This is a genomic window from Psychrobacter sp. DAB_AL62B (genome assembly GCF_028895345.1).
Lineage (GTDB): Bacteria > Pseudomonadota > Gammaproteobacteria > Pseudomonadales > Moraxellaceae > Psychrobacter.
In genome coordinates this window covers 34,049-59,620 of record NZ_SAXC01000011.1, presented here as the reverse complement: position 1 = coordinate 59,620, position 25,572 = coordinate 34,049, and the positions used below count along the sequence as shown (strand labels likewise).

At 42.3% G+C, this 25,572-nt stretch carries 24 protein-coding genes; 11 read left to right on the top strand and 13 right to left on the bottom strand.

Annotated elements, in window-relative coordinates; translation table 11 throughout:
- The first annotated feature begins 275 nt into the window (after positions 1-275).
- The gene (locus EPB74_RS12010; protein WP_274904375.1) at positions 276-1,379 is read left to right on the top strand and encodes a formate/nitrite transporter family protein; all 1,104 of its coding nucleotides are present in this window, start codon (positions 276-278) and stop codon (positions 1,377-1,379) included.
- Positions 1,380-1,427: 48 nt separating this feature from the next.
- Here EPB74_RS12010 and EPB74_RS12005 read toward each other — a convergent pair whose 3' ends face one another.
- The 6 genes from EPB74_RS12005 to EPB74_RS11980 all read right to left on the bottom strand — a co-directional run bounded on the left by EPB74_RS12005 (position 1,428) and on the right by EPB74_RS11980 (position 5,667).
- Positions 1,428-1,580, bottom strand: coding sequence for a hypothetical protein (locus EPB74_RS12005; RefSeq protein ID WP_171996355.1), 153 nt, complete (start codon positions 1,578-1,580; stop codon positions 1,428-1,430).
- Between the two features lie 177 nt (positions 1,581-1,757).
- Positions 1,758-2,228 (bottom strand): YbjQ family protein, encoded by a 471-nt coding sequence (locus EPB74_RS12000; protein ID WP_274904373.1) that lies wholly within the window; start codon positions 2,226-2,228, stop codon positions 1,758-1,760.
- Positions 2,229-2,313: 85 nt separating this feature from the next.
- Positions 2,314-2,784, bottom strand: a complete 471-nt coding sequence (locus EPB74_RS11995) for a YbjQ family protein (protein WP_089554541.1) — start codon at positions 2,782-2,784, stop codon at positions 2,314-2,316.
- A gap of 54 nt (positions 2,785-2,838) precedes the next feature.
- Positions 2,839-3,396: a YecA/YgfB family protein gene (locus EPB74_RS11990; RefSeq protein ID WP_079692646.1), complete on the bottom strand. Its 558-nt coding sequence runs from the start codon at positions 3,394-3,396 to the stop codon at positions 2,839-2,841.
- A 313-nt stretch (positions 3,397-3,709) separates the two neighbouring features.
- Positions 3,710-3,946, bottom strand: coding sequence for a PA3496 family putative envelope integrity protein (locus tag EPB74_RS11985; RefSeq protein WP_079692647.1), 237 nt, complete (start codon positions 3,944-3,946; stop codon positions 3,710-3,712).
- A 194-nt stretch (positions 3,947-4,140) separates the two neighbouring features.
- On the bottom strand, positions 4,141-5,667 hold the full coding sequence (locus EPB74_RS11980; RefSeq protein WP_274904371.1) for a hypothetical protein: 1,527 nt from the start codon (positions 5,665-5,667) through the stop codon (positions 4,141-4,143).
- A 436-nt stretch (positions 5,668-6,103) separates the two neighbouring features.
- Here EPB74_RS11980 and serB point away from each other — a divergent pair, with 436 nt between their 5' ends.
- From serB to hemJ, 6 genes are all read left to right on the top strand, one after another.
- Complete coding sequence (gene serB / locus EPB74_RS11975) at positions 6,104-7,291, top strand: phosphoserine phosphatase SerB (RefSeq protein WP_274904370.1); 1,188 nt, start codon at positions 6,104-6,106, stop codon at positions 7,289-7,291.
- Between the two features lie 153 nt (positions 7,292-7,444).
- Complete coding sequence (locus EPB74_RS11970; protein WP_274904368.1) at positions 7,445-8,485, top strand: DUF368 domain-containing protein; 1,041 nt, start codon at positions 7,445-7,447, stop codon at positions 8,483-8,485.
- 222 nt (positions 8,486-8,707) lie between these two features.
- On the top strand, positions 8,708-9,088 hold the full coding sequence (gene aciT / locus EPB74_RS11965) for an AciT family ciprofloxacin tolerance protein (RefSeq protein WP_227516795.1): 381 nt from the start codon (positions 8,708-8,710) through the stop codon (positions 9,086-9,088).
- A 178-nt stretch (positions 9,089-9,266) separates the two neighbouring features.
- A complete protein-coding gene (locus tag EPB74_RS11960) occupies positions 9,267-9,773 on the top strand; it encodes an SCP2 sterol-binding domain-containing protein (protein ID WP_079692652.1) in 507 nt (168 codons plus the stop codon).
- A 236-nt stretch (positions 9,774-10,009) separates the two neighbouring features.
- On the top strand, positions 10,010-11,179 hold the full coding sequence (gene bioB / locus EPB74_RS11955) for a biotin synthase BioB (RefSeq protein ID WP_274904365.1): 1,170 nt from the start codon (positions 10,010-10,012) through the stop codon (positions 11,177-11,179).
- 76 nt (positions 11,180-11,255) lie between these two features.
- Positions 11,256-11,690, top strand: a complete 435-nt coding sequence (gene hemJ, locus EPB74_RS11950; RefSeq protein ID WP_079692654.1) for a protoporphyrinogen oxidase HemJ — start codon at positions 11,256-11,258, stop codon at positions 11,688-11,690.
- 264 nt (positions 11,691-11,954) lie between these two features.
- Here the strand turns inward: hemJ and EPB74_RS11945 are convergent, their stop codons facing one another.
- From EPB74_RS11945 to EPB74_RS11925, 5 genes are all read right to left on the bottom strand, one after another.
- Positions 11,955-12,710 carry a hypothetical protein gene (locus EPB74_RS11945; RefSeq protein WP_274904363.1) on the bottom strand — a complete coding sequence of 252 codons (756 nt, stop codon included), beginning with the start codon at positions 12,708-12,710 and terminating at the stop codon, positions 11,955-11,957.
- A gap of 237 nt (positions 12,711-12,947) precedes the next feature.
- The gene (locus EPB74_RS11940; RefSeq protein WP_274904362.1) at positions 12,948-13,439 is read right to left on the bottom strand and encodes a hypothetical protein; all 492 of its coding nucleotides are present in this window, start codon (positions 13,437-13,439) and stop codon (positions 12,948-12,950) included.
- A gap of 74 nt (positions 13,440-13,513) precedes the next feature.
- Complete coding sequence (gene rph / locus EPB74_RS11935; RefSeq protein ID WP_079692657.1) at positions 13,514-14,230, bottom strand: ribonuclease PH; 717 nt, start codon at positions 14,228-14,230, stop codon at positions 13,514-13,516.
- Between the two features lie 236 nt (positions 14,231-14,466).
- Positions 14,467-16,251: an AMP-binding protein gene (locus EPB74_RS11930; protein ID WP_274904361.1), complete on the bottom strand. Its 1,785-nt coding sequence runs from the start codon at positions 16,249-16,251 to the stop codon at positions 14,467-14,469.
- 474 nt (positions 16,252-16,725) lie between these two features.
- Positions 16,726-18,456, bottom strand: a complete 1,731-nt coding sequence (locus EPB74_RS11925) for an AMP-binding protein (protein WP_079692659.1) — start codon at positions 18,454-18,456, stop codon at positions 16,726-16,728.
- A gap of 731 nt (positions 18,457-19,187) precedes the next feature.
- Between EPB74_RS11925 and parC the strand changes: the two genes are divergently transcribed.
- The 3 genes from parC (at position 19,188) to EPB74_RS11910 (ending at position 23,183) form a co-directional block, all read left to right on the top strand.
- Positions 19,188-21,503: a DNA topoisomerase IV subunit A gene (gene parC / locus EPB74_RS11920; protein WP_274904358.1), complete on the top strand. Its 2,316-nt coding sequence runs from the start codon at positions 19,188-19,190 to the stop codon at positions 21,501-21,503.
- Positions 21,504-21,551: 48 nt separating this feature from the next.
- Entirely contained in the window at positions 21,552-22,247 is a 696-nt protein-coding gene (locus EPB74_RS11915) for an SMI1/KNR4 family protein (RefSeq protein ID WP_274904357.1), read from the top strand.
- 141 nt (positions 22,248-22,388) lie between these two features.
- Positions 22,389-23,183 carry a Cof-type HAD-IIB family hydrolase gene (locus tag EPB74_RS11910; protein WP_274904356.1) on the top strand — a complete coding sequence of 265 codons (795 nt, stop codon included), beginning with the start codon at positions 22,389-22,391 and terminating at the stop codon, positions 23,181-23,183.
- A 159-nt stretch (positions 23,184-23,342) separates the two neighbouring features.
- Here EPB74_RS11910 and EPB74_RS11905 read toward each other — a convergent pair whose 3' ends face one another.
- Both EPB74_RS11905 and EPB74_RS11900 read right to left on the bottom strand, forming a co-directional pair.
- Complete coding sequence (locus EPB74_RS11905; protein WP_274904355.1) at positions 23,343-23,762, bottom strand: hypothetical protein; 420 nt, start codon at positions 23,760-23,762, stop codon at positions 23,343-23,345.
- An 83-nt stretch (positions 23,763-23,845) separates the two neighbouring features.
- Positions 23,846-24,109: a hypothetical protein gene (locus EPB74_RS11900; protein WP_274904354.1), complete on the bottom strand. Its 264-nt coding sequence runs from the start codon at positions 24,107-24,109 to the stop codon at positions 23,846-23,848.
- Positions 24,110-24,368: 259 nt separating this feature from the next.
- On the opposite strand from EPB74_RS11900, the gene EPB74_RS11895 reads away from it, so the two are divergent.
- On the top strand, positions 24,369-25,493 hold the full coding sequence (locus EPB74_RS11895; protein ID WP_274904353.1) for an ABC transporter substrate-binding protein: 1,125 nt from the start codon (positions 24,369-24,371) through the stop codon (positions 25,491-25,493).
- Positions 25,494-25,572 lie beyond the last annotated feature (79 nt).

The following is a 25,572-nucleotide window of genomic DNA, read 5'->3' as shown; positions in this document are numbered from 1 at the left end:
TAGAATGGTCTTTTATTAATAATGAATGTGGCCGAATAAATAAGTTAAAAATAGATGAAATAATTAGTAGAGTGATTTTAACGCAGATAGCAGGATTTTGTTAGATGCTAAGGTAATTTATCAGCTTTGAAAAACTGTATGAGACAATTAACACCCCCAATCGACTGAACTCTCAACACAATCAGTCGTAGCCATGCTATAAAATACAGTCATGCTATAAAATATAGACGACATCTTTATATTAAAATCACTATCTGATAAACAGCGAGCTGACCGTGTCCCAAGATACCGAGCATAAGAACAACTCTCAGGCTGACAATGTAGACGATAAGCGTTTTACTCGTGCTGCGACCAACCATGATCATAATGCTGAAGATGGACAGCAGCGTAGCAATGATTCTGCTCATAAAGAAGACAAAGATAATGCAGACAGCGATACACATGCCACTGAGCATTTAGAAGATGAGGATTTTTCTGAAGGCATTAGCGATGAAGACAAAGCCTCTATCAAAGAAGTCGCTGGCGATGATAATCTTAGCGCGCCTAAAAGCTATGCCAGTATATTGGTTGAGCAGGTCATGGATGCCAAAGAAACTTTTGAGCGCTCGCTTGGCTCGCTATTTACCAGTGCTTTTACTGCAGGACTTGAGATTGGCATTAGCTTTTTTATGATTTTATCCGCTTTTGCGCTCCTCAGTGGCGTGCTACCCAGTCAATACACCATCGTACTCGCCTCATTGCTGTATCCAATCGGCTTTATTATTGTCGTCATTGGTCAGTCGCTATTATTTACTGAGCAAACCTCGCTTTTGAGCTTGCCGGTACTCAATAAAATCCAACCTTTACATAAGCTGCTACGGCTTTGGGGAATTGTCATTGCTGGTAATATCGTCGGCGGTTGTCTGTTTGCAGCATTAATGATTGGCTTAGGTATTAACATGCAGCTGTTTACCGTCGCTAATATTGATGCCTATGCGCAGCATGTTTTAGACTTTGAGTGGTGGGTAATATTCGGTAGCTCGATATTGGCTGGTTGGATGATGGGTGTGGCAGCGTGGCTTGTGACTTCGGCGCGCGATACCCTTAGCCGTATCGTACTAGTCACCCTGATTACCGGTAGTATTGGCTTTTTGGGTTTGCATCATAGTATCGTTGGCAATATAGAGGTATTTTCTGCCTTAATGTACGGCAATACTGTCAGCTTAATGAGCTATTTATGGTTTTTAGTGGTCGTACTGGTCGGCAATACGATAGGCGGCGTGGTGTTTGTCGCCGTACTTAAAAACCGAACGTTCTTATTTGATATCGAAAAAGTAAAAGAACAAGCTGAAGATGAGGAGCAAGATAAAGTAGCGCGGATAAATGCGCGTCGGCGTTAAGCTCTTAATGGCGCATTACAGATTTTTTAACTCGCTGGTAATCACTTTCTAATCACCGCCGCCTCCACCGTCACTACCACTAGAGCCACTGTCACTACTAGAAGAGCCACTGCCATCAGAACCGCTGTCACCTTTATCGCTACTGTCAAGATGCTCTGACAGCCAAATCGATATACTCTCATGATTATTAGCATCATTCAACCATGTTACTATCCTAAAAAAAGCATACATTAACATGAGTCCAAAAATTATTTTTAAGAGCAACATAGTATTGCCTTTTATAAGGCGAGCATTGGTGTGAAATATAAATTAATGCAGGATGTTAAGTATAAATAAATCTGAATAAAAATTGCCTAATTCCCATAAAACAACAATGCTCTAGGCGTGCTCGCTGCTCATAACTGCCGTACCGTAAGCAATGGCTTCGACCATGCTACCTAATTGGTTGATGTTACTCACCTCGAAACGTAGACCATAAATATGGTTATAGCCTTTAGCCTGCGCTTGGGTGCGCATACGTACTACTGCCTCGCGGCGGGCGCGATCAAGTAAGGTCTCGTAAGTAGTTAGGTTTTTGCCAAATAGACTCAAAACACGAGCAATAACCATTTTAAAGTAATCTTGCGCGATAACGACGCTGCCAAGCACCAGATCGCCTTGTGTATTATCAGCAAGCGCTGGCTGATAAAAACGCTCAGTGGATACAATAATATGACTTAGGGATTTTTCTGCAAGTACTAACTGTGCGAGATGCTGACGTTCATGACGCGCACCAAAAAACCAACCCACCACAAACAGGACGATAAGCGGTGCATAGTTCATCAGCATTTGGCTGAGAGAGTTATTCATGGGACGTCTCTTGTCATCAAAAACCATCGTTGCTTTAAACCAGTACTTTACATCAGTGCTTTAAATCAGTGCTTTAAGCAGTGGCTCATTCACCAAAAGGGTTGAAACGTGGTAATTCATCCGTAGCTGCTGGCGTCGTAGTGGGTGATTGAGCAGGCGCTTGCGCTGGCTGTTGATAATGCGTATGACCGTAATGGTCGCTCGGAGGCTGAGGCGACGCAGACTGTTGTTGCACGCGTACAACTTTGACAGCGGTACCGTAAACAAAAAGCTCGGAAGCTCCTTGCGCAATGCTAGACGTCGAAAACCGCAAGCCAACGACCGCGTCAGCGCCCAAGGCTTCTGCCTTTACCACCATACGATCTATCGCCTCTTGACGCGATTCTTCTAACAGTTCGGTATAGGCGGTCAGCTCGCCGCCAACGATGTTTTTTAGACCAGCAAACAAGTCTTTACCGACGTGCTTTGAGCGCACGGTACTGCCATAAACCACATCTAAGCGCTCTGTTATCTGGTAGTTTGGCAAGTACTCAAGGTTGGAGAGTTGCACGGTCATAATACTGCCTTATCTGTGAGTTATCTGGATTAAAAACAACGTCTATAGTTCGCCCTAGTCGTTGGTATGAAACAATAAAAACAGCTCAGTCAGATTGCCTTCAATACTATTGGCCATTTGCGCCATTTTATCTTGATCCTTACGCATCTCGATAAGGTCTGGATCTTCGTCATCAATACCGCTCAACACAATCATCGGCAAGGTCAAGACTGCCACATCTTCTGCTGTCTCTTCGTTTTCCATCCAATCACTGGCTTCATCGCCATACATCGCATCGACGAACCCAATCGACCAAGCAACGATATCTGAATCATCAGAAAAGTCGACCGCCACTTCTTCATTGCCCGCATCTTCACCAAACGGCAGCTCAATAGGCGTCTCGTTTTTTAGCTCAGCAATAATAGACTCACGCCAGCGCTGAATACCATCAATCACGTTTGCTGGAATCTCGCTCACATGACCTTCAAACAATGCCTCCAACCAATTAGGCAGCGGACGTCCAATGACGGTCGCGGTCAAAAAACCATGGGTGGCGACACTATCGAGCACAAACTGACTTTCTTCATTGTCTAAATAATCTAATAATTCATCGAAACTTAGTTGGTTATTCATCGTGTGGTTGTCCTTGGAGGATAGCTTGCGTCAAGCGCAATAAATAATGTGTTAAATACAAAATGGTAGGAAATATAAGGATGACATTTATTTGAATTCAGAAAATAAATCCAAATAAACTTTGATAAAGTAAGCTTATTGAAGAGGGCTGGTTGAAAGGCCATTGTCAAAAATAGAATACAACCAGCTTAGCACAGTCAACTGAGGATCATTAGTTAACGATGGTTAGCTAATACCAATTAGGTCATTATCACTTATTAAGAAGTGGTTTTACTGAGTATTTAAGCGAAAACTCTACCGCTTAAATGACGAATTAAATATCGTCATCGTCCCAATCATCACCGTCTTCATCGAAATTATCTATATCGTCAAGATCGTCTTTTAGCTCTTTAGCCAAACGTTTTTCTTCTAGCAAATTATCGATCAAACGGCGTTTTTCAAGACTGCTTAAGCGCGTACGCACACTCGTCTCGGCTTCTTCTACCATCTTTGCATCGTCATCGTCGACAAAATCATCATCAAAATCGTCATCAATATCAGCATCACTCATGACAAACTCCTATCGTTTTTAGGCAAGTGTATTAAAAATATATCGTTATATATATGCCTTATAAAGTCTCTACTAGGCGTTGTCAATCCTTTTTATCACTATGACTGATTTATGAGTAAATACCAAGATAAAGATAACGATTATCGCACAGGCAATTGTAGAGGCTTTGGTTAAGCTAAAGGAGCTATTTACACCTACTCTGCTGCCTCTTCAATCATCAGTACCGCGTTACGCACATCTGCTAAACGCTGAATCATGGCATCATTGCCGCCATCAAATATCGCACACTCACGCTCATAAACAGTCGTTGGACGCATGACACTTTGTACTTGTACATGATTACTGATTTGTTTGAGACCGCCATTGGGGAGCAAGATGAGCATCTGCTCTTTTTTACCCACGCTTTCTAACAGCTGACTCATGGCCTCGACTTGAGCATTATCACTCACCCCAGCTTTTGCTGGCAGAGCAAATCGTGATAACTCGATGTGCTTATCATGAATGATTTTATTGAGCATCAAATACAGCTTACCCAACATGACACCTGCTAAGGCCACTTTTGCGTGGCTATTGTCTGCCTTGAGCATCACATAAGCGCCACTTTCATCAAAGTATGGCTCATTCAATGCGCTCACACCCAGCAACAATGGCTGTTTGAGTAATTCAGTCACCGCTTGATTCAATAGCTGCGTACATAATGCTAAATAAGGCAGGCGCTGAGACGGTGCTAAGCGCTCAAGCATATTAAATTCGTCATGAAATACAATTTGTACGCTGATACTATCAAATGGCCGCGTGGCAGACAATCGAGAGGCATTATGAGATTGATTGCTACTATTAATGCCATTCGCACCGTTTTGACTACTATCTACTGCGTGATTGATCGCATGGCTTTCAGTCGTATTAACAGCATCGGCACCAGTGTCATTAGCATCGAGCGCTGTATCTTGATTCTGCTGTGTTCTTACATACTGATTTACGGCACTATGAATGTCTAATTTTCGAGTATTAGATAAAGGGTTATGTAGCGCACTGGCATCTGCTTGAGGGTTAAGCTGGCTATCTAAAAGACTATCAACATCATACCCCAAACCATCACTCTCGCCAGTTTCCTTCTGAGCAGCAGTAGGCGCTGATTGACGACGTTCCAATTCACGATCGTAGCCGCGCTGATCGAATTGTTTATATTGCTCGCGATGCAAGTCTTGGACATCACGGCTAATGGCGTTGATTTGATCCCTAGTAGGGCGCGCAATGTAACTATAAATGAGCCATAGCAATAAATGTAGCAGCATCGTTCCAATGACAAACGGCCATTGCATCGCAATGATTTCGCCTTTGCTAATATCTTTTAGGGTCAACGCCACACTACCGATAACCGCATCGCCTTTGGTGGCGATTTGGCTAATCGTGTCGCCTTGCTGCATTGGCGCATTGCCGACGGGCACTAATATATCGCCATTATTGTCTTTGATTAGTATACGGGTCACATCCTGCTCGCTGGTATAGCGATTGGCAATGACACTCAAACTGACACGGTCTTTATTTTCTAAAGATAGCCGTGCTTCATCAATGAGCTGAGCGACCATTTGCTCGCCTTTTTGCGCACGACTGTTGCTCAGCTGTTGATCGGTGCTGATGACCAACAATAGAGTTTGCAAACAAAAACTAACCAGAAGAATAATGGCAAACAACCCTTGCCGCGGCGCTAAATAGGTCATGATATGTTAAACTTTTTTGGATAAATGGAATTAAAAAACGAGGCGTTGGCTCATTTTTTAGAAGAATATGTCGCTATATTTGCTTAATTTAATACCGCATCGTCTAAATGAATCCTTATTTAAATAAAGACTATTTATGAGACGCTGCCATCGTACAGTAGATTTGTTGTGCAAGTATGTTTGGGTCAAGCATTTATCAAGTACTTATTAAGCACTCGCCCGCTCATTTAAGCCTACTATATCACCATAGTAAGGGTTATGGCGTTAGCTAGTATCATAAATTTATAGTAATACGTTTCTTTTATTCTACCGACCTTTTTGGACGTGACGGGTGTTTCTATCCGGCTGTGATACTTTGCGCCTCATCTATAGGCGCTGCCGAGTAAAACTGTTATTATTCCTAATCTTATACCAGCATACAAGGGACAATTGAGCGATGCTAAAAAATACATCTTACTCGTTACCAAAAGACAGCAAAGCATGGCAACAAGCCGTCGATTCTGTGGCCTCGCTATTACCAGAGGGTACTAATTTACAGGATTTCGATGCGCTACAATCCTTGCCCATTTTTGCCTTGATTGTGGTACTGCCGACGCATGTATCCTCGCTCGACATCCATCAATATGTGCAGTCATGGGTCGATGAGCAGCCAAATTGGCATCTGGTTACGGTGGCAGAAGATGCCGATGCAAATTTTGTAGATATTGAGATTGCTGATACAGACACGGCGCAAACATTTGCCAAACCCTCGTTTATCGATGTGCAAGTTTTCCGCTATTTGCTGGTACCGGTTACTGATACCTTGATGCATCCTGCTAAAAAAACGGCAGCAGCCCATATCATTGACGATCAATTGACCACGCGGTTGCGTCGCGACTTGACTGAAGACTATAAAAACGCTCAAAGTTCAATAACGAGCGACCAATTGGATGTCGTCGACTGTCATATCCTATCGGTTGGTCATATGCTGCGCACCCATAAGCTTGCTTGCTTTGACATGGACTCTACGTTAATTGAACAAGAAGTCATCGTTGAGCTGGCAAAAACAGCAGGGATTGGCGAGCAAGTAGAAATCATCACTGAGGCGGCGATGCGCGGTGAAATGGATTTTGACGAATCTTTTGCTCAGCGTGTAGCACTATTACAGGGCATCCCAACCAGCGTACTTGATGAGATTTGCACACGCTTAACCTTATCGACAGGCGCTCGCACTACTATCAGCGCGCTTAAAGCCTTAGGCTACCATACGGTATTGGTATCAGGTGGTTTTACCTATTTTGCCCGTTATATCGCTGAGCAATTGGGTATCGATGAAGTGCATGCCAATCCTTTAGATATCGAAGAGGGCGAAGTAACCGGTCATGTGCAACTGCCTATTATTAATGGTGCTAAGAAAGCGGCTATCGTCGCTCATACTGCTGAGCGCTTGGGTATTACAATGTCGCAAGTGGTCTGCATCGGTGATGGCGCCAATGATTTGCCCATGATGGCACTGGCTGATTTGGGCGTGGCTTTTAATGCCAAACCTATCGTACAAGCGCGCGCAGATGCGGCCGTCAATGTCACAGGGCTTGAAGGCACACTTTATGCGCTTGGCTATCCGGCATTCGCCCGTAGCAAATAACGATTACAGACTGCTAATAATAAGCTAGGCTAATGTATTTTTCATTGACCTAGCTTTTGTAGTTTACTCTCTCTTTTATACGGTGTTTTTGGTGCTATTATGCCGCCAAACGTTACCCTCACTTTTACATTGTCAAACAAGAAAGGAATGTCCATGACGGCATCACAATCACCACGGCCAGATGCGCCGTCATCTTCCGATGATTTAGATAAGCAAGCTTTAGATAAACAGCACTTAAATAACGAACATTTAGTTAAAGACAGCACGCCTATTTATAATGATAATCCAAAGCAGCTATTGGGTGTCTACGTCAAGGGTATCGCTATGGGCGCAGCTGATATTGTACCGGGTGTTTCTGGCGGTACGATCGCGCTGATTGCTGGTATTTACGAGCGCTTAATTAATGCCTTAAGTAGTATTGGTCCAAATCTTTGGCAAATATTTCGGCAAGAAGGCGGTATCAAAGGCTTACTGGCAGTATGGCGACAAGTCGATGCCACTTTTTTATTGTGCTTATTGCTCGGTATCGCCACCAGTCTTGTAACGTTAGCCGGTATGATCAAGCATTTACTGGACAATGAGCCTTTGATGATTTGGTCTTTCTTTTTTGGTTTGGTTATCGCGACAGTTTTTCTGTTATTAACTGAGATTAAGCGCTGGAATATCGGACGGGCGCTATTGTTTCTGCTTGGGATGGGTAGCGCTGTCATCATCAGTAGTCTGCCTTTAATGACTACCACGCCAAGCTTACCCTATCTGTTCTTTGCCGGCGCTATTGCTATTTGCGCGATGATACTACCTGGTATATCAGGCTCGTTTATTTTACTATTAATGGGCGCTTATAATACGGTACTTGAAGCCGTACATACCTTGAACTTTGCCATTATCTTTACTGTCGTTGCTGGTATGGCAACGGGACTGTTGCTATTTACCCGCATGCTCAAATGGTTACTATCGCGTTATTATCAAGCAACGCTAGCCTTGCTGATTGGTTTTATCGCGGGCTCCTTAGTCAAAGTATGGCCATGGAAAACCGATGCCCTAGGTACACTAAACAGCGAAGCAATCAATAACGTCATGCCATGGCAGTATCCTACTGGCGCGCATTGGTTGACCACTTTAGGTTTGATGCTATTGGGTGCCATATTAGTGACAGCATTAGCATTTTGGGGTCGCCGTAGTATTCGTCCTTAAGAAATTTGTTCTACTTTTATTAAAAAAGCGCCCATCATTGTGGCGCTTTTTTAATGGCTGTCGCTGCAAAATTTACCGTGTGTTTTTATAAATCAATCTAAAAAACCAAACGTCAGCTGTTGTCGCAAAGTCGCCCTCAGCCTCTTTAGCTTTGTGTTTTAAACTTCCATAATAGCCTTGTTGGAATTCACCTTATGAAGAGCGAGATGAACAATGTTATTAATGATACTTTCCACTTTTGGTAGTGAGCCGTGGAGCACAAGTGCAATATTGGGTTATGGTCTACTTATAGGCTCAGTCGTGGCGCTTGCTTTATCGTCGCAGCGCTGGTTACTATGGTATCTGTTCGGTGGGATGTTATATTGGTTAGCCGTTGAAGTCATTGATAGCTTATTAACGCATTGGTTTGTGTTATCAGAATGGCACAATTACGTGGTCGCAATGGGTATCAGTTGGCTGCCGCTAGGCGCTTGGGTGTTATATCGGGCGCTGCGTTATGAAGATGTCAGTCAGTCCATCAAGAAGCAGCGAGAATTGGAAGCGGCACGCTATATTGAGCACACGCCTGTCTATGATGACGATTATCAGCCACGCTTTCATTGAGAATGTGCCTATCCTGCTAACGTCATCGAATGTTACAAGATACTTAAAGCTCTCTACGTAACTACTAAAGAATTGACACCTAGCAATCGTTTATAATGTAATTATATATTTGTCGCAAAAATTGTTATAAAGTACCCATTATTTTGCGTCTCATTTCTCATTCTTTAGGAGTTCGATTATGTTTACTGTACCTGTTTTAGATATCAAGTCTGATCCATTAGATGTTTTGTTGACGGTGATTGGTTATCGTTTGTCTATGCTTGCTGATAGCGATAACGAAGATGTCAAAGCGCTATTTGCGGATCGTAAAGTAACGATTGAGTTTGCCAGTACTGAATCTGATGTTGCGCGTCATTTTAGCTTCGATAATGGTCAATTTAGCCAACATAGTGGTCATGCTAAAGCAGCCGACCTTACTATTAACTTCAAAGACTCGATGACAGGCGTTAAGCTTTTAACCAAAGGTAATCTTCCTGCCTTTATGACTGCCGTGCAAGAAGGCAACTTAAGCATAGAAGGCGATTATAGCCTAATGATGTGGTTCAATAAGCTTGCCAAACATATCGTGCCAGCCATTCCAGAAGAATATAAACCATATATCCAAAAAGCCAAACCTTACGCTTATAAAGCACAGCAGTTTGCCAACCATTGGGTCGGTGTTGCTAAGCACAAGTTGGGAAAATAGTTGGGAAAATAGTTAGGTAAATAGATCGAGCAAACAGGCAGCTGCTATATGGATCTGATTGACCATTTAGCAGGGTTCTGATTTTCTGAAAAGGTTGCGGTATACTATACCGCAACCTTTTTTTTCTTTAAATTCTACTGCTTAAAATTTTATTTTCTCAAAATTAAAATAAATAAAATACATTCACACTTACCTTATACGTTAATGCTTACTATGTTTATAAAAGGATTTATATGATGGCAGGATTACTTAGTATCTCAGAACCTAGCGACACACTTAATAATCAGATAAACGCTAACAATGACTTTTTAGCGACATTGACAACCGATGCCACTAAATCGACTGAAACAATCATAAAAAAACACAGTCGCGAGCAGATTGCACAATTATTCGATTTGCCATTAATGGATTTATTACTACAAGCACAGACTATCCATCGTCAGAATTTCACCGCCAATGAAGTGCAAATTAGCACCTTATTGTCTATCAAAACTGGCAACTGTCCTGAAGATTGCGGCTACTGCTCACAGTCCGGTCATCACCGTGATACTACCAAGCTACAAGCCGAAAAGCGCATAGACGTCGATAAGGTAATTGCCGCTGCCAAACGCGCAAAAGCCACTGGCTCATCGCGATTTTGTATGGGCGCCGCATGGAAGCATCCAAGTGCGAAAGACATGCCTTATGTGGTTGAGCTGGTCAAAGAAGTGAAAGCATTAGGGCTTGAAACTTGCATGACTTTGGGAATGCTTGATACCGAACAAGCGACGCAATTGGCGGATGCCGGACTGGATTATTATAATCATAACTTGGATACCTCAAGAAGCTATTACGAGCAAGTGGTCAGTACGCGCAGCTATGATGAGCGTCTAGATACTATTGCAAACGTACGCAATTCAGGTATCAATGTCTGTAGCGGTAATATCGTCGGTATGGGTGAAAGCCGTGATGACCGCATCGACTGGGTACATGAGCTGCTAAAAATGCCCAAAGCACCTGAATCTATTCCGGTTAACTTATTGGTTCCTATTGCAGGAACACCGATTGGCGATCGCGTGCTTGCAATAGGTCAGCTGTCAGTCCTTGAATGGATTCGTACCATTGCCGTGACGCGTATTTGCTGTCCGAGCAGCTATGTACGCCTATCTGCTGGACGTGAAAGCTTGTCCGATTCTGAGCAAGCATTGGCATTTATGGCGGGTGCTAACTCATTTTTTTATGGTGATAAACTACTGACTACCGGCAATGCCAGTCAATCAGGTGATAATAGATTGATGCGTGAGCTTGGTTTGACGAAGCAGTTTGCAGCCCCTCGTGCACCTAAGCATGTGCCCGTTGTGGACGCTATGAGCGGTCATCAATCACAAGTCATTTCGGCTGATTTGGGCGGAGTAGTTTTGGCTTAACGCTACCATTATGAGATAATCTGCGCTAAGCTTGCCCGCATTTATTATTGTTAAAAATAACCAGAGAGACTCTAGCATGGCAGATTATTTTAACTGGATTAAAGCAGCACATATTATTTCAGTGGTGACTTGGTTTGCAGCAATTTTCTACTTGCCGCGCTTATTTGTCTACCATGCCATGAGCGATGACAAGGTCAGTCACGACCGCTTTATTATCATGGAGCGCAAGCTATATCGCGGTATCATGACGCCATCTATGATAGCGACTTGGGCTTTTGGTTTATGGATGGTATTTTTAGGCTGGGATGTCTACAAAACCCAAGGCTGGCTACACGTAAAGATTTTCTTAGTGGTTCTATTGTCCGCTTATCATGGCGCCTGCGGTTTTTATCGTAAAAAGCTCGTCGATAGGCCACAATATAAGTCGCATGTTTTTTGGCGCTGGTTTAATGAAGTACCCGTCTTTGCTTTAGTAATTATTGTTATTTTAGTGGTCGTTAAACCTTTCTAACATGAGCTTTAATAGAAGTAATATTTAATAAAAAAGCGTCCATCACTTAATAAAGTGACGGACGCTTTTTTATGTCTAAATAAATTAAATATAGTCAGTTCAAAAGAAAATACATACGATTGTCACAATATTCTGCTGGTATAAATTCTTCTCGCTTGCTGTGCACTTAGTCAGACAGAGGCTTCGAAAAATTCATACCAGCAATACCGTATTCTGTTTATAGTGAATCGACTATGTATTAAATCATGCAATTAATAATCTACATTAAACGTTCGGACGCATGATTTGATAGACGTTGCTCAAATCATAAACACGATAGCGCGCAGGCTCACGGCGGCTTTCGCCAGCATAGCTTAATATCAACGCTTGCTTAGCTTGCTCATCAACCCAGCCTACAAACAAGCCACTATGCTCGACCCCATTATAGCCATGGTTGATATAATAGAGCCAATCACCGACTTCAATCTCGCCACTATTGGCATAAGGACCTTGACCGTAAGTGCCTTTGTGTATGGTGTCGCGGGTCACCCCTGCTCGTTTAAACACGGCATTCAGATAATCCCAGCAGCCGCCTTGAATAATCGTACGCTCGTTTAGCGCCATTTTACGGGCAATGCTAATCACTTCACGAGCGGCAAGACTACTTTGCGTCTCAGCACTGCTCAATAGCGGTAGATACTCGCTATCGACATTATCATAATTACCCGATAAAAATGCCGGTAATACCGTCGGCATTTTTGCTTGTACCTCAGGATAACGATAAGCAGCGTTAACAGCTGGCTGAGTATTCGCAGCATTTGAGCGATAGTTACCAGCACGTTGGATAGTGGAGCGCGTACTGATTTTAGCAGCAGGGACAGCAGGGTACGAGGGTGTATAGCGGGCGCTATAATCGGGTTGAGCGGACTTTTGGGCAATTAGACTACTCATGCTATCGGCATGAACTTGACCAACCGCGCCCAGAGTAAGCAATAATGCACTGCACGACGTTGTGATTGACCAAATGGGCAAACGCGACATGACTAGCTCCTTGTCAATAGAGTATCAATAACAGTAGTAGCGATAACCGTATCAATTATAAGTATGATGAGATTTTCAATCTTACTTATAAACCATTTGGACAGGGGTCTGCAAGCCTTATCACTCTTAAGTAAGCGCTAAAAGGTATAATTATAAGGATAAGCGGTAAATGAATGAGGCAAGATAGACAGGTTGAAAAAGCTTTTGGGATTAAAAATTCCTTTAATAATAAAGGCGCTAATCGTTGCTCATTTTGATGGTGACATGACGCTTCGTCAGGGCTTGACCTTGTAAGATAGCTTTGGTGGCAGTGGCTTCTTGGATATTATCAAAGCCGCTAATGTGATACTTACGTTTAGCATCACCATCAACGATTTCTAATTGCTCATCAATTAGACTGATTTTATCGCCGTCAGCCAGCTGGATAGGCGTACGTTTACCTTGATTGTCATGTACCAGCTCACCAACACGTACCCATAATATGCCGCTATTAATCACACCCGTCATGGCTTTTTTGCGCTGTTGGCGTTGCCGATTAAAAAAGAAGCTACCGATAATCAACAATGCTAGCGCACCAATAGACCATCGTACCGGCAACAAACTCATCGCCAGCGCTACGGCCACTGCGCCTACCAATAACGCCGCGCCAAACCAAAACAACCCATTATCTAATGCTTGGGGCTGTCCTTGTAAGGTAATTTTAGCGCCGTCATCAGTCAGCTTAAGCATGGGTTACTACCTGTTAAAGAGCGTGAGAGGATGATTGAAAAGCGTTGAGCAAGCGGTATAGCTGTCCTACATTACTACCAGCCGAGTGCAGTTTTTTGCATGGCAATAAGCTCAGCGATACCTTTTTCGGCAAGAATCAGCATATCATCAGCTTGCGCGCGAGTGAATGGCTTTTCTTCTGCCGTACCTTGCAGCTCGATGAATTCGCCTTTTTGGGTCATCACCACATTTAGGTCAGTATCACAGCTGGCATCTTCTTCGTAGTTCAAATCCAGATATGCTTCGCCATCTTTCATACCGACAGAAACCGCAGCAACCAAACCAATTAGTGGATCCGCTTTAAGTTTTTTGGTTTTTTGGATGCTCTCTAACGCATCAATAAGCGCAATTGCTGCACCAGTCACACTAGCAGTACGCGTACCACCATCGGCTTGCAAGACATCACAATCAAGGTAAATGGTGTTTTCACCAAGCTTGCTCAAATCAATCATGGCACGTAAGCTACGACCGATTAAACGCTGGATTTCTTGCGTACGACCTGACTGCTTACCACGTGCCGCTTCACGCTGATTACGGGTATTGGTCGCGCGTGGTAGCATGCCATATTCGGCAGTGATCCAGCCTTTGCCCTTACCTTTGAGCCAGCGTGGGACGCCAGACTCAACACTAGCGGTGCACAGTACTTTGGTGTCGCCAAAGCTGACCAATACTGACCCTTCGGCATGCTTAGTATAATGGCGCTCAAAGCTGATTGAACGAAGTTGGTTAAGCTCACGGTTGTCAATACGCATAAAATTTCCTAGTACGAGGTTGTAAAAGCAGTGTTATAAAATAAAAGGTTTAGGTTTATATTCATGGTTATTTGGTTAGCCAGTCGGTATTTACAGAAAATTTATACTTTGAAGTAAATGATAACTGAGTGCCCTAACAGCGCTAAATATTAGGTTATCCTAACGTGACAACGGTGCAATAGCAAGATTCACACAAGCTATCGCACCGTTGTTTTGGATAAGAATAGTCGTAAAAGTTATTCTAAACCTTCCATCTTACGCAATTCTTTACGCAGGATTTTACCCACGTTTGATTTTGGTAATTCATCAACGAATTGAATATGACGCGGACGTTTATAACCGGTCAAGTTCTTTTTGCCAAAATCAAGCAGTTCTTGCTCGGTAACTTCACCTTTTTTGACCACAAACAGCTTTGGATCTTCACCGCGGTCATCATTTGGAATACCAATCGCGCCACACTCTACTACTGCTGGATGCTCGCTCATGACTTCTTCGATTTCATTTGGATAGACGTTAAAACCAGAGACCAAAATCATATCTTTTTTGCGGTCAACGATTTTAATAAAGCCTTTTTCGTCCATGATACCGATGTCGCCCGTTTTTAAATAACCACTGGCAGTAAAGGTCTCAGCCGTTTCTTCTGGGCGATTTTGATAGCCAATCATGACTTGTGGACCTTTGACACAGATTTCCCCACGATCACCTAGTGCGACCACATTTTCATCATCATCGATCAAAATGATATCAGTGCTGGACGCAGGGATACCAATCTTACCAGTAAATTCAGCAATGGTCATCGGGTTAAAGGCAACTACTGGTGAGGTTTCAGACAAGCCATAGCCTTCAACAATTGGTAGACCGGTAATTTTATGCCACTCTTTTGCCACGCTTGGTAATACGGACATGCCGCCACCGATAGAGGCTTTTAGGCTAGAAAAATCTAAATCTGCAAAGCCTTCTTTATGTACTAGACCGTTAAACAAGGTATTGACCGCTGGGATAAAGGCCGGTTTATATTTAGCCATCTCTTTAATCAAACCATCAAGGTCACGCGGATTTGGAATCAACAAACCAGCACAACCTTCATACATGCCATACATGCCACAAACCATAAATGAGAACACATGGTATAGCGGTAGTGCGGTCAAAATAACATCATCCGAATCCACATCATCCTCAAAAGCACTACTCATCAACGCGCTAATCTGTAGCATATTGGCGACTAAGTTACCGTGCGAAAGCATCGCGCCTTTGGCAACACCTGTGGTACCGCCCGTATATTGCAATAACGCCACATCGCTTAAATTCAAATCAGGACGCTTATATTTGCTGGCTGATACGGCATTTAATGCCTGCTTAAAGCTGGTACTTTCTGGTAAACGATACGCGGGTATCATCTTTTTAACATGGCGTGCTACAAGATTAACCACAGTGCCTTTTACTAGCCCCAACATATCACCAAGCTTACAAACGATGACATGCTTAACTTGACCTTTATCTTCAGCGTCTTGGTAGGTCTTGGCGAAGTTTTCGACGATAAATAAAGCTTTGGCACCACTATCATGCAGTTGATGCGACAATTCACGGCTGGTATATAAAGGATTGACGTTAACCAAAATCATACCGGCACGTATAATACCTAACATGACGATTGGATATTGCAAAATATTGGGCATCATCACCGCAACTTTATCGCCTTTAACCAAGCCTAATGACTGCAAATAGCTGGCAATTTGACGACTGTATAAGTCTAATTGCTTAAACGTGATGGACGCACCCATACAAATATAGGCAGTTTTTTGACCATAACGGCTGGTGTTACGCTCAAACACCTCAAGTAAAGATGTACTGTCATCTGGCATATCGATCGTCGCTTCGATACCATAGCGCTCATAAGCACTCAGCCATGGTCTGTCACTCGCTATCGTCGGCATGGTAGGAAATACGTTAGTTCCAGCCATTGATTGAGCGTTGTGCGCAGCTTTATGGTCTGTGGTTTCTTTATTGATACTGTCCGTCATAATCTTCCCTAAATATTACCGTTAAAATATAGAATATATCTAATTAAATCACCGTGGTCGTTAGTCACTCATTTATAAAATCAAAAACTTGTGAATAAGAAGCCTCTTCGCTCATAAGCGAATAGGTTTTATCATTCACAAATTTTTTAAATCAAAAGTTATTACCTTGATACTAAATTTAGTATTTATTATAAAGACCGTTAAAAATGACCTTACTCAATCGCTTTATGGCGATAATTTTGTGAAGGCTTTGGGCTCAAAAAGTCTGAAAACCACGCACTTTTATCGTTAAATATCAAAATATATCGGCACGAACTATAGCAGTTTTGCGGACAATTCTCTATGGATACTAGCAAATCATAATAGAAAAATAAAAAAAATGATAAGGGCTTATACAAGCGACCTTATCATCTTTTATAGCCATTCCTATCAGCGATAAAGATGGCTAAAAGCTACTCTAAACTTGATGGTAAACTATTTACCATGATTTTTTTCTTCAAGCACACGTAGATCTTTATGTAAAATCTTACCAACGTTCGATTTTGGCAACTCATCGATAAATTCAACATAACGCGGACGCTTATAACCGGTTAGATGCTCTTTGCCGTAAGCGAGGACATCTTCAACCGTTAGACTGTCATCACTACGTACCACATAAATCTTCGGTACTTCGCCGCTCTTTTCATCATCGATACCGATGACGCCACATTCTAAAATCTTTGGATGAGCTGACATCACATCTTCTACTTCGTTTGGATAAACGTTGAAGCCTGATACCAAAATCATATTCTTTTTGCGATCAACGATTTTAAAGTAACCTTCTTCATCCATCACGCCGATATCACCAGTACGGAAATAACCATCAGAGGTCATGACTTCGGCAGTGGCATCATCACGCTTCCAGTAGCCTTTCATCACTTGTGGACCGCGAACACAAATTTCGCCGCGCTCGCCAAGTGGAACTTCATTGCCTTCTTCATCCAAGATAGCCATCTCAGTCGCAGGCATTGGCAGACCGATATTACCTGAGAATTCGCCGGTACCTTCCGGGTTTGCTGACGCCACAGGTGAAGTCTCTGACAGACCATAACCTTGTACGATCACATTACCGGTAATTTTTTGCCATTTGTCAGCCGTGTCTTTTAAAACCGCCATGCCGCCGCCCATAGACATCTCAAGCTTGCTATGATCTAAGGCTTTAAATACCTCACTATTTGCCAACGCGTTGAATAGGGTATTGACTGCTGGGAAAAACGCCGGTGGGTAATCTTTATAAGCTTTGATTAAGCTGGCGCCGTCACGTGGGTTTGGCACCAATAGACCGATACAGCCGCGATATAAGCCGAACATGCCGCAAACCGTAAATGAGAAGATATGATATAGCGGCAAGGCAGTCATAATGACAGGCTGCTCAGCCATACCTTCAAACTTATCAAAAGCATCACCAAGATACGTATCACACTGAATCAAGTTAGCCACTAAGTTGCCATGCGTGAGCATCGCGCCTTTGGCGACGCCTGTGGTTCCACCGGTATATTGCAAAACCGCAATATCATCAAGGCAGATGTTATCTGGACGCTTATATTTTTTGGCCGAAAAGCGATTAAGTGCCGTTTTAAAGTTGGTGCTATTTTTAAGATTATAATCAGGTACCAATTTTTTCACATGGCGCACGACCATATTGACAATAAAGCCTTTTAACGGACTCATCAAGTCGCCCATCGACGTCACAACGACATGGTCAACCAAGTTTTTACCAATATCTTCATAAGTTTTGGCAAAGTTCTCTAAAATGAACAATGCTTTGGTATCAGAATCTGTCAGCTGGTGCTCAAGCTCTTTTGAGGTATAAAGTGGATTGACATTGACCAAGGTCATGCCAGCACGCAGCACACCCAATACTGCAACCGGCAGCTGCAAAATATTTGGCATCATAACGCCGACTTTATCGCCTTTTTTCAGTCCCAGTGACTGCAAGTAGGCAGCGATTTGTTTGCTATAGCGATCTAAATCTTCGTAGGAGAGCTTGACATCCATACAGACAAAAGCTGTTTTACCAGCGTGCTTAGTAAAATTCTGCTCAAATATATCGATTAACGAGGTATTGGCAGCTGGCATATCGATATCGTACTGGATACCAAGCTTTTCGTAAGTTTTAACCCATACTTTGTCATTACGACGAATTTGGTTACCTTGATTTTCCATAATCTTACTGCTCCTAATAATAGTGCGCTACTGTAAACCCATAATAATCACAATGTGATAAACGTACGAAGACACGGCGCACAAGCTAACCACTGTGATGGCGAGCGAGGCTAGCGGTATAAAGGTACGGCCATGAGTCAACAATTTAGCGGTAAATGGCCCTTTGTTGTTTAACATACACACTTTGTACAAACTACTCAATATAAAAAAATGCTACTTGAGTTCGCAAAGTAGCTTGACGATGCATATTTTTATTTATATCAGTGAGTTAAGCCTCATTACGGCTAAATAAGCCACCTATTATTGATAAACATTTATCGTCTATTGTGATATAAATTCTATTGAGCTTTGAAAGCAGTATGCAATAAAACGATAAACGCTTAGCCTACACCCAGCTTGCTTAAATCGACTGTATCATTATTAACCTTGTTAAGGTCGCGGTGATTAAAAAGCCAATACTATAAATAGGATAATAAAAACAAGTAAAATGATAAAAAACAGTTAGATTAACTATACTTACCTTATTTTGTAAAAGCTATCAACCAAAACGTTATGCTAAATAGAAACGGCATGCTAAATAGAAACGGTATGCTCAGCACGTCATGCACTGTCGTCTATACTGACTTACACCTTTTTAATTATGCCAATATCCTTTACGATAGCACTATCTTATTTACCTGATTGAACCGATTGTTTATACCTATTAAAAAATTATAAGTGAATCCTATTTTATGTCCGATGTTATTGATAATGCGATTGCCCCAATAATTCCAAGCGAACCGATGGATACACGCTCTGTGGCGGAATTCACTGAGCAAGCTTATCTCAACTATGCGATGTACGTCATTATGGATCGGGCGCTGCCAAATATTGCCGATGGTCTAAAGCCTGTCCAACGCCGTATCATCTATGCGATGAGCGAGCTGGGGCTAAAATCAACTGCGAAAGCCAAAAAATCTGCCCGTACGGTCGGTGACGTGCTGGGTAAATATCATCCGCATGGCGATAGTGCTTGCTATGAAGCGATGGTGCTCATGGCACAGCCGTTTAGTTATCGTTATCCGCTGATTACCGGTCAAGGTAACTGGGGTAGCCCTGATGATCCAAAATCTTTTGCCGCCATGCGTTATACCGAAGCTAAGATGTCCGCTTATGCCAATACGTTACTCGCGGAACTCGGACAAGGCACGGTCGATTGGCAAGATAACTTCGATGGCACCATGCAAGAGCCGACCACCCTGCCCGCCCGTCTGCCCAATATTTTATTAAACGGTACGACCGGCATCGCCGTCGGCATGGCAACGGATATTCCACCGCATAACCTCAATGAAGTGGTTCGTGCTGCCATTCGTCTATTGAAAAATCCTGAGCTATCGGTTAAGCAGCTTACCCAGTCGATACCAGCACCTGATTTGCCAACGCCTGCCGAAATCATCACTAGCAAAAAAGATTTGCAGGCCATGTATGAAAGTGGACGCGGTAGCTATAAAATGCGCGCGACCTTTCATATTGATCCTAAAGAGAAAAATCTCGTCATCATCGACGCCCTCCCTTATCAAGTCTCAGGCAATAAAATCCAAGAGCAAATTGCCAAGTTGATGACCGATAAAAAGCTGCCGTGGATTACTGATATTCATGATGAATCAGACCACGAAAACGCTTGTCGTATCGTGCTAGAGCTGCGCTCAACGCGGGTCGATGTCGATCGCGTGATGAGTCATCTGTTTGCCAGTACTGATCTAGAAAGCAATTACCGCGTCAATATGAATATGATTGGCTTAAACGGTAAACCGCAGGTTAAAAACCTTAAAGAAATCCTAGAAGAATGGCTCGTTTGCCGCCGTTCAGTGGTCACGCGCCGTTTGCAATATCGCCTCGATAAAATCGATAAGCGCTTACATATTCTCGCAGGTCTACTGATTGCTTATCTAAATATTGATGAAGTGATTCGCATTATTCGCGAAGAAGACGATCCAAAATTATCGTTAATGCAAAGCTATGACTTAACCGATATTCAAGCCAATGCCATCTTGGATATTCGTCTGCGTCAACTGGCAAAACTTGAAGAGTTTGAGCTGCGCCGCGAGCAAGACGAGCTGGCTGCTGAACGCGCTATTATTCAAGAGTATTTGGACAACCCAGACAGTTTGACCACTCTGATGATCGATGAGCTCACCGCCGATATGAAAGAGCACGGCAACGAGCGTGTGTCACCACTGGCAGAACGCGAAGAAGCACAAGCGTTAAAAGAATCTGACCTCGTACCAAGCGAGCCGATTACCGCTGTACTATCGAAAGCAGGTTGGATTCGTGCTGCTAAAGGCCACGAGGTTGATGCTGCTGGTATGAGCTATCGCTCGGGCGATGCTTATCAAGCACACGTCCGCGGTAAATCGAATGAAAGAATCTACGTGCTCGATAGCACAGGGCGCAGTTATAGTATCGATGCGCATAACCTAGCATCTGCTCGTGGTCAGGGCGATCCGCTCACCAGTGTATTAAAACCGCCAGCAGGGGCAACTTTTGAGCAATTACTAACCGGCGACAATGACCAGCGTATTATTTTAGCCAGCTCGCAAGGCTATGGTTTTATCAATACGCTTGGCAATTTAGATAGTAATCAAAAAGCCGGTAAAAACATCATTAACCTTGCTGCTAATAGCCGATTGTTACCTATCGCGCGTATCGATGCTCAAGCTGATGTGATTGTAAGCTCTGAGAGTAATGACAACTCTGCTAGCGAAAATAGCGCTACTCCTGACCATATCGCTGTCGTGACAAATGCTGGCTATTTATTAATCTTTGCACTGAGCGATTTGCCTGAACAGGCACGCGGCAAGGGTAATAAGATGATTAATCTAAAAGGTGATGAAGAAGTGCTGACTATCACGCCACTCAGTAAACAAGACAGTCTAGTTATTACTGCTGGCAAGCGTCATGTGACCTTAAAGCCGATGGATTTAGCGAACTATACTGCGAAACGTGGCAGTCGTGGCGGTCAGCTGCCAAGAGGCTTTCAGAATGTAACGAGTGTTGAGGTTGGGTAGTTAGAGCGATATAACTACTAAAAAATGAATCTTAATTAAGGACTTATCATGGAAGATTTAACCATATTTGAGAACTGGCTCGAAAAGCATCTACCTGAGGTTGTGAAAGATTTGAATCCGCCTGCTACTTTAGAAGAAATTCAATTGTTAGAAAAAACAATTGGCAGAAGCTTACCAGAAGATTTTATTTTGTTATATCAATGGCATAATGGACAAATGGGTAATGCCGCTACTGGTCCTTGGTATGGCTTAGAATTCATGCCTATCAAAAAAATTATTAAAAGTATTGAGTTAGAAAAACAGACAATGGAAGAGTTAGGAGAAGATGAACTTAATTCGATGAGTGAATGGATGAAATCAACTCCTGACGGTTATGTTAAAAAGGCTAATAGCAATCCATTTTGGGTACCATTTGCCCACGACCATGGCGGAAACTTTCTAGGAATAGATTTAGATCCAGACAAGCTCGGTACCATTGGACAAGTAATTAACTTTGGTCGTGATGAAGAGCGGAAAATTGTGGCTAGCGAAAGTGTTAGTGACTTCCTATCATGGCTAGTAAAAGAGTTGGGCAACAGTAATTTTAATATAGCTATCGAAGATGATGAAGATGATGAAGATGATGAAGATGATGAAGATGATGAAGATGATGAAGATGATGAAGATAGAAGTTTGAATATACTTACTCCCGAGAGCGGACATTTTTTAGATGCTTTAGCAAAAATTTATCCTGAGCAAAAGTGATGGCATATGATGGATAGCCACATAACATTAACAAAAACACATGAATTCATTTTATTACAACCACGCTACTTCTTTATAGTTAATACGTTTTAAATCACTAGCGATGGTAATATTTAACATAATAGGACTGTTAAACTCACTATGAATAATAAAGCCCCCACCCCCAAAATCATATTTTTTGACATCGATGACACCTTAAGTCGTAACGGCATTATCGCTAAACATAACCAAGCAACGCTTGAAGCGCTAGCTAAGACTGATATTAAACTGGTGATTTCAACCGGACGCTCAAAAGCCATATTGCCTGCTGATATCTTAGCGTTACTGGATGCCGATGTATTAGATGCTATCATCTGTATGAATGGACAATACAGCTTTAATAAAGAGGGCATGATTAGTCATTACCCATTAACAGATACGCAGACCAACAAAATTGTACTGTTATGCCAAAAAAGTGAACTCATCCATAAATTTGACTCAGCAACTCATATTGCATGGTCACATGAGAACGAGCGTCTGCGTGAATACAATGCGATAACGCCAAACTCTATCCTTGACCCAGATTATCATAAGGCCAATACGGTTTATCAATGCTCGGTATTTTTTAACAACCAAGAAGAGAAAATGCAGGAGGTTGACTTTGCACAAGATGATTTAAAACTGGTGCATTGGCATCATATTGGCGCAGATATCTTGCCAGCAGAAGCGTCCAAAGCACGAGGTATCATAGATTTATGCCAGCATTACGCCATTGATACGAAAGATTGTATGGCATTTGGTGATGGGTTGAATGATTTAGAAATGTTTGATTTGGTCGGGTTTGCCGTAGCAATGGGCGATGCAAAAGCAGAACTTATAGAGCGTGCAGATTTTGTCACTGGTACGATTGAAGAATATGGAATACAAGCAGTGGTTGAGCATTTACTTGTAGTCTAGCAGTCAGTTCAAAAATCGTAAAAACCCTTGCTAGTATCTAGTGAGGGTTTTTATTGTTTACAAATTGGTCGTTATCTAAACTAAAGATGATATGCCATTGAATAGCCTGGCGCAAAAAAAACGGTAAGAACCTTTAGTTCTGTTTATATAAAACAATTTTCAACTTTGTTCTTGATATGGAAATGGAAAGTATTGGATACATTCACTCTCATAACACCCAAAACTATAATTAGAGCCATCACTGCATATTGCATAGCCATACGCGCCAGCGTTTAACGTCACCTCACAAATATTATTGTTCAACTCAATATCTTTGAACGTCATATCACAAGTTGTTATAGAATTCATTATATAAATATTACGGTCGGACTCTTCTGTTACCAGTGATAAAATATGTTTTAGATTAGCATCAGATAGTGACCATAAAATACCATTGTCAGCTATATCGTTCTTAATAGAAGTGTCTTTATCAATGCATAATTTTTGATAGCTTTGGCTCTTTTCTTCTTGGCAGGCAGTTGTATATAAAACAATGGATAGTAGGACGATGATCTTATAAATACTTTTTGATAGCCACATACATGGTTCTTCCATTCCTAGCGGTTTTGGCGGCTAGTTTTTCAGCCTATAATGAAGTTAAGCTGAGCTTTTAACTCGTCAAATCAACCACGCTCTGCGACCAACCCATAAACCCAACTGCCTAGCTTATAAAATCCAACAGCAACTAAAATGAAGAGTAATGCTGCCAATAAATACGCTAAAAAATTTGGTATACCAGTTGACCAACCAATACTAAATGCCACGCCAAGATACGCCTCTAACGGCCAGCTAAATATCGATGTGTTTATACCAGCATTAAGGAAAGCAATAATGGCACACAGACCTAGCACAGCAGTAATCATTCCAGCAACTTCACGGTTAGTCATCTCTTCTCTCTTATAGTTTTCATTCAACTAGTAGTCATGCAAAATAAAATACGTTTATTTTCAATAGCGCCAATCATAGCATGATTAGTTAATATCATTACGTCACTTACTCTTAACTAATACGAGCATTAAAAACCAGTAGATTCAAGCAGTTGCCCTTTAAATTTCGACTTAGGATAACCATAACCGTATAATGAATATACTATAACGGTATCATGTGCCCGACTTTTATCTTTTTGCCCTATTTAGGAGAGCCATCTTGTCCCATTTATCATCAAATCTTTCAACTAGCAACCTTACCCGAATGCTACCTAAAGCGCTGTTGTGCGTTGCTATTGGGCTTTCGCTTGCTAGCTGTAGCAAATCTGACAATGCCGCGGCTGATGGTAGTGCTGCTCCCAGTAATGTCACGCTCAATCTTTATAACTGGTCTGAGTATATGCCACAAGAGATTCTCAATGGCTTTACTAAAGAGACTGGGATTCGAGTTAATTACACCACCTTTGATTCCAATGAAGCGATGTATGCCAAGCTGAAACTGCTTGATGATTCTAGCCAATATGACTTGGCGATTCCATCGACTTATTATGTCGAAAAAATGGCAAAAGAAGGTCTGCTACAAGAGCTAGATAAATCTAAATTAAGCAACTTTAAAAACCTCGACACTTCGTTTACTAATACCAAAGTTGACCCTGAAAATAAATACTCGATTCCCTATATGTGGGGCAGCACTGGCCTTGCCATCAACGGCGAAACGGTTGATCCTGCTACTGTTAATAGTTGGAATGACTTATGGCGTCCTGAGTTTAAAGGTCAAGTGATGCTGATGAATGACATGCGTGAAGTGTTTGGCATGGCACTATTGACCCTTGGTTACTCAGGTAATAGCAGCAATCCTGATGAGATTAAAGCAGCCTATGAAAAGCTGACGACCTTGATGCCAAACGTAAAAACTTTTAACTCAGACGCCTCGCGTATGCCCTATATGGAAGGTGAAACGAGCGTAGGTATGACGTGGAATGGTGAAGCAATCATCGCCAATAACGAAGGTCTGACCAGCTTGGTTTATAAATACCCAACCGAGGGCGCGATATTATGGATGGACAACTTCGTCATTCCTAAAAACGCCAAACAGGTCGATGCGGCGCATAAATTTATTGATTATCTAATGCGTCCCGAGAACTCTAAAATCGTCAGTGAAGAGATAGGTTATGCCTCACCAAATATCGCAGCACGTGAATTGATGCCTGAGGACGTTAGAAATAATCCAACCATCTATCCGAGCAAAGAAATATTAGCAAAAGCTGAATTCCAAGAAGATGTCGGTGATGAGGCTTTGCAAGTCTATCAGCAGTATTGGGATAAGCTAAAAACCGGTCGTTAATTATCTAGCTATTAAGCTCAAAAGCCACCTTAGAATATCACCCATAAAAACGCTGACTTTAAATGGTCAGCGTTTTTTT

Excerpts from the sequence above, each read along its gene's own strand:
- EPB74_RS11995 (WP_089554541.1), bottom strand. The coding sequence starts at position 2,784 with ATGACCGTGCAACTCTCCAACCTTGAGTACTTGCCAAACTACCAGATA.
- EPB74_RS11910 (WP_274904356.1), top strand. The coding sequence starts at position 22,389 with ATGAATAATAAAGCCCCCACCCCCAAAATCATATTTTTTGACATCGAT.
- EPB74_RS11980 (WP_274904371.1), bottom strand. The coding sequence starts at position 5,667 with ATGACCTATTTAGCGCCGCGGCAAGGGTTGTTTGCCATTATTCTTCTG.
- parC (WP_274904358.1), top strand. The coding sequence starts at position 19,188 with ATGTCCGATGTTATTGATAATGCGATTGCCCCAATAATTCCAAGCGAA.
- EPB74_RS11940 (WP_274904362.1), bottom strand. The coding sequence starts at position 13,439 with ATGCTTAAGCTGACTGATGACGGCGCTAAAATTACCTTACAAGGACAG.
- rph (WP_079692657.1), bottom strand. The coding sequence starts at position 14,230 with ATGCGTATTGACAACCGTGAGCTTAACCAACTTCGTTCAATCAGCTTT.
- EPB74_RS11970 (WP_274904368.1), top strand. The coding sequence starts at position 7,445 with ATGACGGCATCACAATCACCACGGCCAGATGCGCCGTCATCTTCCGAT.
- EPB74_RS11900 (WP_274904354.1), bottom strand. The coding sequence starts at position 24,109 with ATGACTAACCGTGAAGTTGCTGGAATGATTACTGCTGTGCTAGGTCTG.
- serB (WP_274904370.1), top strand. The coding sequence starts at position 6,104 with ATGCTAAAAAATACATCTTACTCGTTACCAAAAGACAGCAAAGCATGG.
- aciT (WP_227516795.1), top strand. The coding sequence starts at position 8,708 with ATGATACTTTCCACTTTTGGTAGTGAGCCGTGGAGCACAAGTGCAATA.
- EPB74_RS11945 (WP_274904363.1), bottom strand. The coding sequence starts at position 12,710 with ATGTCGCGTTTGCCCATTTGGTCAATCACAACGTCGTGCAGTGCATTA.
- EPB74_RS11915 (WP_274904357.1), top strand. The coding sequence starts at position 21,552 with ATGGAAGATTTAACCATATTTGAGAACTGGCTCGAAAAGCATCTACCT.
- EPB74_RS11960 (WP_079692652.1), top strand. The coding sequence starts at position 9,267 with ATGTTTACTGTACCTGTTTTAGATATCAAGTCTGATCCATTAGATGTT.
- EPB74_RS11925 (WP_079692659.1), bottom strand. The coding sequence starts at position 18,456 with ATGGAAAATCAAGGTAACCAAATTCGTCGTAATGACAAAGTATGGGTT.
- EPB74_RS11990 (WP_079692646.1), bottom strand. The coding sequence starts at position 3,396 with ATGAATAACCAACTAAGTTTCGATGAATTATTAGATTATTTAGACAAT.
- EPB74_RS12000 (WP_274904373.1), bottom strand. The coding sequence starts at position 2,228 with ATGAATAACTCTCTCAGCCAAATGCTGATGAACTATGCACCGCTTATC.
- EPB74_RS11905 (WP_274904355.1), bottom strand. The coding sequence starts at position 23,762 with ATGTGGCTATCAAAAAGTATTTATAAGATCATCGTCCTACTATCCATT.
- EPB74_RS11985 (WP_079692647.1), bottom strand. The coding sequence starts at position 3,946 with ATGAGTGATGCTGATATTGATGACGATTTTGATGATGATTTTGTCGAC.
- EPB74_RS11930 (WP_274904361.1), bottom strand. The coding sequence starts at position 16,251 with ATGACGGACAGTATCAATAAAGAAACCACAGACCATAAAGCTGCGCAC.
- hemJ (WP_079692654.1), top strand. The coding sequence starts at position 11,256 with ATGGCAGATTATTTTAACTGGATTAAAGCAGCACATATTATTTCAGTG.
- bioB (WP_274904365.1), top strand. The coding sequence starts at position 10,010 with ATGGCAGGATTACTTAGTATCTCAGAACCTAGCGACACACTTAATAAT.